The sequence below is a fragment of the Peribacillus sp. YIM B13482 genome, from assembly GCF_042787975.1.
GTDB classification, from domain to species: domain Bacteria; phylum Bacillota; class Bacilli; order Bacillales; family DSM-1321; genus Peribacillus; species Peribacillus simplex_A.
Genome location: NZ_JBHZPF010000057.1, coordinates 1 through 12,778 on the forward strand (window position 1 = coordinate 1; position 12,778 = coordinate 12,778).

Sequence of the window (12,778 nt, forward strand, 5' to 3'; positions counted from 1 at the left end):
TCTGAAGAAAATCTCGCCATAAAAAACTGCACCTCCAATTGTTAGTTGTGTCTAACAATTGGGGTGCAGTTCAACGTTAAGCAATCGACTCTTTTAGATTTTCCTGCTTGTACAACATAATTGGTTTTGTGAGGAATTCATCATAATTTTTTTTGAAGTATGCCATACTTGCACCGGTTAGAGCCTTTGCTGAAGCCATCTGCCCATATTGTCATCCTAACGGATAGGTTTCCTATATCGCATTGAAATCAATATTTTTCTGCCAGTCTTCATATGATTCAGGATCGATTTTCTTTGCTTGTTCAAGGAATGAATCCAATAACCCCAATTTCTTTAGATCACGAAACATCTTCGGATTATATGGGTCATTCATTGTGAGGCCATCTGAATGATCGATTGCTTTCAGCACATTTCCCTTTGTTACAACAAAATGTCCGATAGAGGTCTTGATTCTAATAAATCCAACTCTCTTTAGTTCCTTTCGAATCATTATGATTTGTTCTGTAAACGATTCGGGAATATCATGCTTTCCTTTCAAATAATCTTTTAGATTGGGACCTTTTAAATACTCCATAATAACATAGTTTGGTCCGACTTCGTATAACCTCGGAACAATATGAGTTTCCTTCGCTGCTTCAAGTGCTTTCCCCTCTTTAGTTGCTGCATTTGGATTGACATAAATTTTTACGCAAAGATCTTCATCAAGCTGAAAGACTGCACCTTGACTTCCTTCCCCAATTAGTTTTAATGTGGTTGGATTATGAATAATAAGTTCTTTTTTACCGTTCTTTTCTATTCTCTCAAGCTTTATTGATTTAAATTCATCCATCTAATCTTGCACCTCTTTTCTTCTTTTTAATAACCATAACCTATAATATGAAATCATCGATTAGTTGCTTTAGGTTAATAACACTTTTTCACAAAATTAATTCATACCCTCTTTTACTGGGTTCTTAAGGACGAGAAGGACCTATAAGCAATTGGTGCATAATTCTCTTAAGCAAAGCTTTTCCCAGCATTTCTTCAGTGTCTTATGCTCATACACATTCAATTAAGAACTTTACAAAAAACATACAAATATATATACTTGTCCGTTTCGAATCTTTTCTATTTTGCATTTACTATAAAAGAGTAAAAACCAGAAAGGAAATGATCTGAAAGGGGACTTGTGATGGGATACATTGAAGTTTTACGTGCTCTCGTTGGGACTAGAGCTTTGTTACTTACGGGGGTCACCGTTTTGGTTATCGATCAGAACAGCCGTTTTCTGATGGTACAATCCGATAAAATGTGGAAATTCCCAGGCGGCTTTATTGAATTAGGAGAATCTGCGGAAGAGGCATGCAGACGTGAAATTTTGGAAGAAACAGGGATTAACATTGGCACCCTTCAATTAATTGGCGTTTTTTCAGGGAAGAACTATTTTACGAAGCTTCCTAATGGTGATGAATACTTTCCAGTCAATATTGCTTACGTGACCGAAGAAATACTCAGCGGAGATTTAAAACCTGATGATATAGAAATACAAAAGGTACAATTTTTTAAATGGTCCGCTTTTCCGAAAGATTTAACTGAACGAGATCGACAAATATTTCAAAGTTTTATCGAAAATTTGATTTTAGAGGGAAGGAAGGGATTGAAATAGTGAAGACAATCGCTTTTTACATTAGAGAGCCTATTAAAATAAATCAAGGATTTATGTACAATCAAATCATTATGTTGGATCAATATCGGCCTATTGTAATAGGACCTTATCCAAATAGCGACAATGTTCAATTTCAGTTTGAACATTATTATAATTTGAACGAAATTCAAGACCTTGGAGCCTTCTTTAAGGAGCAAAATGTCGTCGCGATTCACGCTCATCAAGGGAAACATTCCATTGATATTTTACCAACAGCTAGAGAGTATGATATTCCTTTGATTGTACATTTTCGAGGACGTGATTCTTCCACTCAAACATATCAGAGATTTCGCAAAAATGTCCTCCGATATCAAAATTTAGTAAAACATGGAGCTGGTTGTTTTGCAGTTTGCCATTTTCTTGCAGATGAATTAAAAAAATTAGGATTTAAAGAAGATAAGGTACATGTATTATATGGCGGTCTAAATTTAGATTTATACCCATATGTCCAACGTTCCCTACCTAAGGAAGGAGAAATCCGAATCTTGTCTGTAGCCAGACTTGTCGAGAAAAAAGGATTCCTTACGCTTTTGAAGGCCTTTCAACGGATTCATCAGGAATACCCAAGAACGACACTGCACATCATTGGTACAGGTGAAGATGAAGAGAAGATAAGAGTTTTCATTGATGAAAACCAATTAAACGAACACGTTTTTCTTAGGGGGCCAATGGATTCTAACCAAATTTCTAAGGAATTAAGAGATTCCCATCTCTTTTGCCTTGCCAGTGAAACGGGCGAAGATGGCGATGTAGAAGGGATCCCAAATGCATTAAAAGAAGCCATGGCAAGCGGTTTACCAGTCATCTCCACCTTTCATGGAGGGATTCCGGAATTGATTGAGCATAAAAAAACAGGATACCTTGTTCCTGAGAAAGATGATTTAAAATTGGCTCAAGGTATAAAATATTTCCTGAGTCATCCAAGAGTATGGAAGAGATATACCAGAAGTGCAAGACAGGTTATTGATGAAAATTTTGATTTGAATAATCAAATCATCGAACAACAAAGGCTATACAGCTTAATAGAAAAAAATAACGAAGTTAATTGACATAGTCAAAGTAAATGATTATGTGCTCAGTAAATTAGCGATGTTTCTTCCCTCCTTTTGTCCCCCGTACTAGTATATATCCCAGGTGAATTCATAAAAAGTACTCCTGAATCACATTCCAAAAAATACAAATTCAGTTCAGAATGCCAATACACGAGATCGGACCATAAGCATTTTCATTGTAGTACAGGAAGGCGGCTATTTTGTCCATTTGATTGATCATGGAACATGTTGGGTGGATATCATTGGTCTGAAAAAACGCTTACCCAGAATCTGAAATACGATATCCCTTACCAAAAAACTAACCGTTGGGGCTTCTCTATGCTAAAAAAATTGTACCCCTTCCCAACGAATCAACTATGAAGTTACCCAAACCATCCCTGTAGAGGGCGGGTTCTCGAAGGAGTAAAGTAAGCGCTGTATAAATTTCTTTTAGAACAAAAGGTCATTTACCGAATCTTATAACCAATTTCATCGATCAATACAAGAGCAATATGGTTAATAAAAAAGACAAGGTAAAAAAGAAATAGAGCTAGACAAATATTTTTAAAGGAGATAAAGTGATATGACGAAATATCCAGTTCGATATGTACAAACATTAAGGGGCGGAACCGCACATGTCATTCTTTTCAGCGATGGTAAAGAATATGTCGTGAAGTGGTTCGATACTAAGAAAGAAAGAGAAAAAGAAGTGGTCAATGAATACCTGATCGGCAAATTGGCAGAGCTCCTTTCACTTCCCGTTATCCCATTTGATCTTGTATATATACCGGAGGAATTTATCAAGAAAACTCCTGAATTACAATCCACTATACACAACTATAGTTCTGGATACCAATATGGCTGTGTTTATATTAAAAACAGTACAGTTTTCGAAAATGTTAGAGTGAATCCTCCCACTAAGACGGATGTTAAAAACCGAGATATGCTGGCCGGTATAACGGTATTCGACCAATGGGTAAATAACTCTGATCGAGGTACGATGAATGTCATTTTGGAAAATCTCAGTGATGGTGGCTATTATGTCCATATGATTGATCATGGCAGAGTTTTTCCGGGACGTTACCAATGGTCAGCTCAAACGCTGAGAGAAACACCGGTATATAACTACCATTGGCCTTTTTATAAATGGGCCTTCTCTCTTCTCGATGATCACACAGAGCTTACATCGTATATTGAAAAAATAGTGAATTTGCCGAACAAATCGATTTATCAAGTGATTGAATCAATCCCAAAAGAGTGGAATGTGAGTACGAAGGATAGAGATGCTCTCTACAAGTTTCTTTTAGACCAGAAAATTAAATTGCCAGATATCGTTAATCGTATCATCCAGCATCATAGCAATCCAAAATAACGCTGGTTTTTCCCCAGAAAAAAGTAACTCCTTATTAGCTTTAAAGGAGTTACTTTTTTTATCTGTAAATCTTTCCATTCCATATAGGACTCGGGATCCATTTCTTTTAACTCTTCCAAGAACAATGGTAATAGACCCAACTTTTTAAACCTTTGAATATCGACTCTAGCCTGTTTCGATTCCTTGTATAGGAGCTATAATGATCAATTACTTTTAATTCCTCATCTTTAGTTACAATAATGTGGCGCAAATAGGCATCCATTCTGGTAAACTTTAACGCTCCATTTCTTTAAGCACAAAAAGAATTTGCCTCATCAATTTTCCGGATAGGATCCCTCAAAATTCCAAAATATTGGAATAAAGTTGGCCCCTCAAGATATTCCATAATAATATAGTTTTGCCCCACCCATAAAGCCGTGGAATAGTGGATGACTCTTGTGCAATTTTCAATACATCCCCCTCTTTAATGGCATATTCTGGTTTTGTACAAATTTTCACACATTTGTCTGAAGAAATTTTTAAAACGGCCCCTTGCGACCCCTTACCATTCAGCGGAAACGAAGTTGGATTTTTTATTACATCACCTTTTTAATCCCTTCAGTAACACTGATAGATTTAAAGTCCTCCGCTTTCGTTCACTTCCTTCACATTTCCTATCATACATTTCTTTTTCTCTTTTTCTCTAAGTTTCTTGAACGGCTTATTACGAAAGGAAATACGTTCCTTTTTTTGAAAAGTCCTTCTATAATTGATGAAGAAGGAATTAAACTCACGTATGAATTTTGGTGAAAATACACACATGAATATCTTTACAAAGTGACTTGGGCAGATTATTTTATGTAAATGATTAGAGTTTGCCATAGTCAAGCGCTAGGTCACCAGTAATTTTTACTGGTCCACCTCATAATCGGAGCACTGTCAGCAAGAACTAAGAAACAGTTATATAAAAAGGTTCGTGGTATAATTAACATAGTAAAACGCTTACAGTGGCAATTCAAACTAATTGTTCGGAAAATTCATTCTATTAGGATTCGATGAAAGTTGACGGTGGAAAATAAAATAAGTAAAGAACAAACTATTTTTAATCATATTGGAAATAAAATCAAAACGGAAGACCGAGACATTAATGTAATTGCTAGATTAGATGAACCACTAATTGTAATATTAGGGAATGTTTTGAGTGACGAAGAATGTGACGGACTTATTTAATTGTCAAAAGACAGAATGAATCGTTCCAAAATTGGAGTTAAGCACGAAGTAAATGAGATAAGAACGAGCAGTAGTATGTTTTTTCAAGAAAATGAATATGACATCATTACCAAAATCGAAAAAAGGATTTCAACAATCATGAATATACCCATTGAACATGGAGATGGTATTCAAATTCTTAAATATACTCCTGGGCAAGAATATAAAGCCCATTTTGATTTTTTTACATCCTCAAGTATAGCAGCAAAAAACAATAGAATCAGCACAATCGTCATGTACTTAAATGATGTAGAGCATGGGGGAGAAACTTTTTTTCCTAAACTGAATTTTTCAGTATCACCTCAAAAAGGAATGGCAGTGTATTATGAATATTTCTATAACGATCAAAACCTTAACGACCTGACTTTACATGGTGGAGCTCCAGTTATTACTGGAGAAAAATGGGTTGCAACGCAATGGATGAGAAGGAAAAAATAGTCTCCAGATGTCAGATGTTTTAAAAATGATAGATGTAATTCACTTCCTGCTCCCACATAACTGTCACCTCAAAACCTTTATATCTATATTAATAGATGAAGAATGAAGTTCGAGAAAAAAACACAGAAAATAGACATCTTTTTTTCTCATCGAGTTCCTTAATGAACTAATGCACCTATTAGTTCATAAGGGATTTTCCTGATAAAATATGGCCACGAGGTGAAATCAAATACATGACCAATAGCCTAATTAAGACTTGTCCATGGACCTCCAAAACTTCGTCTTACCCCTTCTGCTATTAAATGCTTTAAGGCATCTCTAAGTAAACTCCATCCAGTGAAATGTTTGTTTGGCAATCCGGATATCCAAGTTCTTATTAGCTTAACTTTGCATTTCTTTTCACCATGCAGTTATGTTATGTATTTGCACACCACTTACCCAACGGGCAGTATGTAAAGGTGGAAAAGCATGAGGAACATCCGCTAGAGTTTCCACGCCCTTATACCCCAAACGTCCAAACTCTGATTATTCGTTCAAAAAGATTTTACTCAACTGTTAAGGCAACGCCCGACACAATCTATTCATGAGTATTCTACAAAGTTCCGCGAAGATCCAGCAGTATAGAAAACTCAATATAAATATTATTGCAATAACCTTTGGATCCATAGGTGTATCAACAGTAGGGCCTAGCACTGGAAAACGGAATACATACAGAATCACCATAATACCCGTAAGTAGACATATTGATGAAAAGGAAACAACCACAATTCTCCTCTTCAATTGTAAAAAGGCCACACCCATCGCAAGACCTAATAAACCTGTTGTAAAGGGAAAGATAATTAGTTCACTCGGCTGAATAATAAATAAAAGGAAAAGCGTAAGGGTATAAGAGAGAATTCCCTGACGGATAGAAAAACAAGTAGCTAAAAAAATTGGTAATGTCGCCAGAAAACTAATTAGAAAGCCTATACCAGGCATAAAGCCCCCTGCTGATTGAAGCATAGTGGAAAATGTACTCAATAAGGCTGTAATAACTAACTTGGTTGCAAGGGTCATTTTTCTTACAGGAACATAGTTTGCAGCTGTCCCTATCATCGATTGATACCAATAACGAACAAACCGATTGATTAAAACCACCCCCTAAAAACAACCAATTTGTCACTTTCTATACTATTCATACCCTTTCGCTTTATGCTGTATTTCCTGTAAGTAATCAATTGGAATGAGGATTGCCCCTCCATGGTTATTTAAAAAAATTAAAGTATTTGCGGAAAAAGTTTACAACTCCAATTAACTTAACGTTTACGGATCGATGGGAAAGTCTAATTGCAGATGCTGAAATTTCTTCTGGAAATGGTAAAGTATTTATACTTACTCCAACAAGAGTAATAGCTGAGGGACCTCCCCCCCACTTGCCGATTTTTTACTTTTTACAAAGGTAATATCTATATTGCACACCAGGGATTAATTATTATTGTAAGACCAGATGGCTCCAAGAAGGATATTAGTTCAGGAATACCTAGCATTGGAGTTCATCATAACAACGGTGTTATCTTGGTCCCGATAAAGAAATGTATTTTTGGCAAGGAACAGCTACAAATTCCCGTGTTTCAAATGGGCAAGTTTGGAAAGGCGCATTCTCTCCCTTTGGTGTTCCTTCCTATTTTTCATTTGGGGGAACAATGAATTCCTTAAGCTGATGGGAATGGGTGTGCAAGGTATTTTTGAACAAACTTTATTACGAAACTACAATTAGCTCTATTTTGAAATTTTCTACTTTGTCTTTATTGTCACAAATACAGTAAATATATGACAAATATTCCAGCCGTCGAATTTTATAGTTTTAATAAATCATGGAACAATTTCAAAAACAGTACCTTGGTTTAATTCAGTCGCTTTCATAGAGCCATAAACCCCTAAATATAGACTGGTTTGATCCAGATTCGTTCCCAAACTAACATAATAAGCTGATTGCGTCCCAAAGTTATAATCAGTTTCAATAACACTAAAATCGTTTAGTTTACAATCTGTACTTACCCTGGTATAAGCTAAAACCCCTCTAACCGGAGGTCGAGATTCTTCCTTCCGGGCAAGATCGGTAAACACAACGCTTCCCGTTAAATTTGGGATTCTATTCCCCATATACGGCTGCACTCCTGTAAGTGCAGTTCCTCCAAACTTATCGGGGCGAGGATCTTTATGAAAATAACTAATTAAAGGCTGTAGACGCCTCACAGAATTTTTTACTGTGTCATTGTAATAAGCAATCGTTTTCTCATTCAAAGCCGGGTTTTCAGAACAGCCCTTTATAAACGAAGTAGGAAAAGCACCTTCCCACCCTCGCCAACCAAAGTTAATAAATCCTTCTTGGTCAGGTTTAATTCTCATTAAAGAAGCTTGAATAAGCTGAGTAACCGGTATTGGTTTATAATGAACGAATGAAAAAATTGACTCTACCAAATCCTGTCCGACATTCCCCACATATTTGATATACTGATTATAAAACTTTTGAAATGAAATGCCTGTTATATTGCGAACCCCTTTTGCAATTACCGTAAGCGTTTCCTGAATAGGTGAGGGAAGTTCATTAAAACGTGTGACTATGGGTGGATCATCGATAAATGTATTCTTAACTATATCAATTTCAATTATTTTACCAGCTATCTCCATATCATCTTGACTTAAATTAAATGGATCATAGCCTGCTCCACCATCTCCAGTTGTTAAAATAAGTTTTCCGGTTTCAGGTGAAAAGTTTAAGCTATTGACACCATTATGATTAAAAAATGGTCTTCTTATGTTAAGTAATGTCCGTCGTTTTTGAGGTTGACCATTCGATTGTAAAATCCATTCTTCAACTGTATCAATATGATCATATTGAGTTTCTCTATTTATCCACTTTAGGTTTAAAGTTCTGGGATCACACGGGTTAGGCATAAAATGTTCAGTAAGGGCCCCTGGACCTTGTGTTCCAGCTACTGAATAATGAAGATAAAACAAACCGTTATAATAAAATTCTGGATGAAACGCTAGCCCTATTAATCCCCGTTCATCATATCCCCTACCTGAAACACCTTGTTCAGAACTACCTAATTTTAAGATTCGCGAGCGAATATCTAAAAAAACCCTAATAACTCCGTTTCCTATGTAAAAGATTTCTCCTACCTGAGTTGCAATAAATAATCTTTCAATTGAGTCACCCGGAAGAATAGTTGTTTTCAAAACGGTGGGTAAATTTATCTTACTTACAATGGGTCGTAAGCTAACCTTTTCTTTTATCAACTAACTTTACACCCCTTTTTATTGTTTTCTATTATAAGAATATGATTAGGGATGCTCTATTAGTATCAAATTAGGGCCAAGGAATCGGGTAAATTTCCTTTTAATATTGGTCCGTTTTTGGTATGTTCTATGCGGATATTAAAATAGATAAATAAAAATTTCAAATTGTTTATATTACTATACGCAGTCATAGATGTTGTTTTTTGCATTTATATTGACAGGTGTTATTAAAAGGGATTTACATTAGTTCGATTACATAAGTTTCATTTTTCCGCTTATTTCTTTTTATAAGGAGTTTTTTACTTTATGGATTTCAACGCATTTCTGGAAGCGAAAGGGAACCCACTTGAAAATATTGTGAATTAATCAAAGTAACAGGGGCATATCTTCAATGAGATCTTCCATAATCGGAAGCTTTAATTGAATAAGAATCACAAAAATTATTAAACTTTTTTATAAAAGGATGCTTCAATTGAATTTAAAAAAGCGTGTTTCGATTAATTTCAAAACACACTTTTTCTATGTACTTTGGATTTGAGTCAATAACTTGGACACAAAAAGTTAAACCTTAAGCTGGATTTCTAATTTTATCTTCAATGGCTTTAATATCCTAAGCTGCTGTGAATTCGTTTTCGGTTATACCAACCTTCAATAAATTGGAACATCGCTAGTTTAGCTGTTTAATAGTCGAGATATCGCACGTGATTGACTTTGTTTCCATTTGAAAGGATTCAAAACAGGCTTTATCGGACGGACAGCCTTGTTGACTAAAGGATTGCTTAATATGGTGGTTTTGGAAAAGTTGAATTTAAACTCACTGCTTGTATATTGTAAGCCAAGGTCCGTATGAAGAACTAAGCCACCAAGGGCTTTTGTGCAAAATGAGCGTTATCAAAAGCTTTTAAGACCAGTCCTGTCGTCATAGAACTTGAAAAGAAATACCCTACTACTGCTTTCTTTGAATGAAGATCCAATACAGAAGTGGATAAGAACGATATTTTTTCTTCGTGATAGAACGAATACTCGCCTTGCTCATTAAGCGTTGAACACGTTTTAGACTTAGAGAAAATCCTTTGGTTAATAAGATTTGATGTATCTGTCAAGACCATGGAACCTCTAAAATAAATACACTATAGAACAAGGATTCTTTATTAAATTCGAATTCAACCTCTTATTAGTTTTTACTTTACAGTCCTTACCTTATTCAGCATTCTTGCTTGAATTTAAACCCTAAATCATTTACCTTTGTTGCTATTTCTAAAACTATCGAAATCAGTCTTAATGTAATGAAAGACCTTTGCGTTGCCGTTATGGTCTGGATGAGTTATTTTTAATAACCCTTTATATTCGGCTAACAATTCTTTATAACTCGCCATTTTTGAAAGCCCTAATTTTTCACTATAATCATTTGATTGGGCAGTGGAGCCGTAATTGTAATTATCTCTTATGTTGGCTTTTACTTTTATCAATTCATTACGTAATTCAATATTTTCTTTTAATAAATCCTTTGTTTCATTTTGCAATTCACTTTTTTCATTCTTTAGAATGACTACTTCCTTTTTATACATATCCCTTTGCTGAATTAATATTTTTTTTGCAGTCTCATTGAGTTCCTCAATTCCTTCTATTTGCTTATCTTGGGCTTGTATTTTTAATTTTAATCGGTGTATGATTTCGTCCTTATTTTGATCTAATATATCATTTATTGCCAGCCTTGAGGATTTGTCATCGATTATGTATCCAGTGTTACTCTTTCCGTTTCCCCCGTATTTAACCTTACCTTCTCGTAACCAACGTCGAACAATTTGAATACCACTGCTTTCTGTAATTCCTGCATCCTTTAACAGGTCGAAAGCTTGGTCTGTATCATCCAGAATATATCCAGTTTTTCTTTCCCCGTTTCCTCCCTCGTATTTAATCTTTCCTTCACGCAGCCATCGTCGAACAGTTTGAATATTACTACTTTCTGTAACACCTGCATCCTTTAACAGGTCGAAAGCTTGATCTGTGTTCACAAAGTTCCCCCTTTTCATCTTATTACGCCAAGCAATGTTAAATTGAGTGATATTACCCTATTAATTGAAAAAAATGAATCATTTTAATTCTGATAAATAGCAGGCTATGGATGATGTGGCATTTTGGCGGGAAATTAATAGATATAAATATAATAAAAAGGAACGATTCAAACCGACTTCAATTGAAGTGTATATATTTTCTAAACGATCAATGATATGAGTGAGTTATTCAAGACTGCTTTTTCTCGATTTTAATGCCCCTATTTAAGGTATCATGCTGATTAGGAAGAAATTATCTACTTTATTTCTATAGCACTGCCTGTACCATCTGTAATTTGTTACATCCTATTTGGCTTGTATGTATGCTAATGTTTTAAATAATAGCATAGCTAATTCCTATACAAATAACAAACAGTTAAAGAATAGATGACAGATATCACAGAAGGATAACGAAAAGGTATCAAAATTTAAGATGGCAAAGAATAATTAACGATATCTTCTTTCCTTTCCAAGACATGACACAAATGGTGGTCTTCGGTTATTAGGCAGCCTTTTATTAGTTGAGTACAAAAATTATTAATCAGATTAACAACGGCTCCATTCAAGGGAAACATATAGGGACAGTGTGAAGAGTGTGTACTGTGAGGGGTATTTTGATTTAATAAAACTCCCCTTAATTATTGTTGTGAATCCGCGTAATACTTACGGGACTCCATTCTGTGATGCTTCATTAAGAAGGGAGCTTTTAATATGCATCTAAAGTTTCATCCATGCGGTAAGGGATATTCCATATTAAAAACCCCAATCTCTCAGTGATAACAATGAGAAATTGGGATTTGATTTTTCAACTATTGTGCCTTCAGTTGCAACTAAGATTCAAAAAACAGCTACTATGCTTGGGGATATTTTTTTCCTAGAGAAAATTCATTGATGAGCCTCTGTGTAAATTTGAAAGGTAATACCGAATTTGTCCAATACTATCCCATAAGCAGGGCTAAAAAATGCTTCCTGGAGTGGCATTTTCACTTGTCCGTCTTGCGACAAGGAATCAAAAATTCGTTTTGATTCTTCGATATCGTTAGTTGAAATACAGATCGTAACTTGATCTCCAGTTTGACTGGTTTGACCCGGAAACGTATCTGAAAACATGAGGTCCGTTTCTCCAACCTTTAACATTGCGTGTGAAACAAGTTCCTTTGCTTCTTCTGGTAAAGGGAATTCCGGGTTTTCTGGCATTTCTCCAAAAGTTTGATTAAAAAGGACTTTCGCATCCAATGCTTTTTCGTAAAATTGGATCGCTTCCTTCGCATTTCCGTTCATCATTAAATAGGGAGACAATCTCATGGTCATAGTTAAATAGCTCCTTTTGTTCTAATTTTTTTACACGGCATGAGTAACTTCCAAGCTTCCTTTTGAAATTGTCAGTGGCAATACCCACTATACCATTATTACCCATGACTTTATTTTATAACAAAGAACATGTGTTCGTCAATGAAAATCACTCAAAACCAATTGGTTGTCCTATCTCGGTGTATGTATGCTTCAACAATTGTTGGTTTTCATTTTGATCATTTAATAATTCTCTAATACTTGATTCAACAGCGGCTGGAAGTTCCTCAAGAGCTCACAAGCTAGTAGGTTCCTCGTCCATATGTATATCTATGAAAGGTTCAAGAACCATTTGCATTTCTTTAACAATCAAATTAGG

At 35.3% G+C, this 12,778-nt stretch carries 8 protein-coding genes and 1 pseudogene; 4 read left to right on the forward strand and 5 right to left on the reverse strand.

Features of this window, described 5'->3' with window-relative positions; translation table 11 throughout:
- Positions 1–232 precede the first annotated feature (232 nt).
- Positions 233–829, reverse strand: coding sequence for a serine/threonine protein kinase (locus tag ACFX4L_RS21075; RefSeq protein WP_377386143.1), 597 nt, complete (start codon positions 827–829; stop codon positions 233–235).
- A 342-nt stretch (positions 830–1,171) separates the two neighbouring features.
- Between ACFX4L_RS21075 and ACFX4L_RS21080 the strand changes: the two genes are divergently transcribed.
- The 4 genes and pseudogenes from ACFX4L_RS21080 to ACFX4L_RS21095 all read left to right on the forward strand — a co-directional run bounded on the left by ACFX4L_RS21080 (position 1,172) and on the right by ACFX4L_RS21095 (position 5,773).
- Positions 1,172–1,645 carry an NUDIX hydrolase gene (locus ACFX4L_RS21080; RefSeq protein WP_377406099.1) on the forward strand — a complete coding sequence of 158 codons (474 nt, stop codon included), beginning with the start codon at positions 1,172–1,174 and terminating at the stop codon, positions 1,643–1,645.
- Positions 1,645–2,733, forward strand: coding sequence for a glycosyltransferase (locus ACFX4L_RS21085; RefSeq protein ID WP_377406101.1), 1,089 nt, complete (start codon positions 1,645–1,647; stop codon positions 2,731–2,733). The genes ACFX4L_RS21080 and ACFX4L_RS21085 overlap by 1 nt, the downstream gene beginning before the upstream one ends.
- 565 nt (positions 2,734–3,298) lie before the next feature.
- Positions 3,299–4,087: a HipA family kinase gene (locus ACFX4L_RS21090; protein ID WP_377386149.1), complete on the forward strand. Its 789-nt coding sequence runs from the start codon at positions 3,299–3,301 to the stop codon at positions 4,085–4,087.
- Positions 4,088–5,128: 1,041 nt separating this feature from the next.
- Positions 5,129–5,773 (forward strand): annotated as a pseudogene (locus tag ACFX4L_RS21095) (2OG-Fe(II) oxygenase).
- 555 nt (positions 5,774–6,328) lie between these two features.
- On the opposite strand, the gene ACFX4L_RS21100 reads toward ACFX4L_RS21095, so the two are convergent.
- From ACFX4L_RS21100 to ACFX4L_RS21115, 4 genes are all read right to left on the reverse strand, one after another.
- The gene (locus ACFX4L_RS21100) at positions 6,329–6,901 is read right to left on the reverse strand and encodes a YybS family protein (protein ID WP_377386178.1); all 573 of its coding nucleotides are present in this window, start codon (positions 6,899–6,901) and stop codon (positions 6,329–6,331) included.
- 723 nt (positions 6,902–7,624) lie between these two features.
- Positions 7,625–9,055 carry a PQQ-dependent sugar dehydrogenase gene (locus ACFX4L_RS21105; protein ID WP_377406103.1) on the reverse strand — a complete coding sequence of 477 codons (1,431 nt, stop codon included), beginning with the start codon at positions 9,053–9,055 and terminating at the stop codon, positions 7,625–7,627.
- Positions 9,056–10,290: 1,235 nt separating this feature from the next.
- Positions 10,291–11,070 (reverse strand): hypothetical protein, encoded by a 780-nt coding sequence (locus ACFX4L_RS21110; RefSeq protein ID WP_284470646.1) that lies wholly within the window; start codon positions 11,068–11,070, stop codon positions 10,291–10,293.
- A 924-nt stretch (positions 11,071–11,994) separates the two neighbouring features.
- Positions 11,995–12,420, reverse strand: coding sequence for a VOC family protein (locus tag ACFX4L_RS21115; RefSeq protein WP_125162696.1), 426 nt, complete (start codon positions 12,418–12,420; stop codon positions 11,995–11,997).
- Positions 12,421–12,778: the final 358 nt, after the last annotated feature.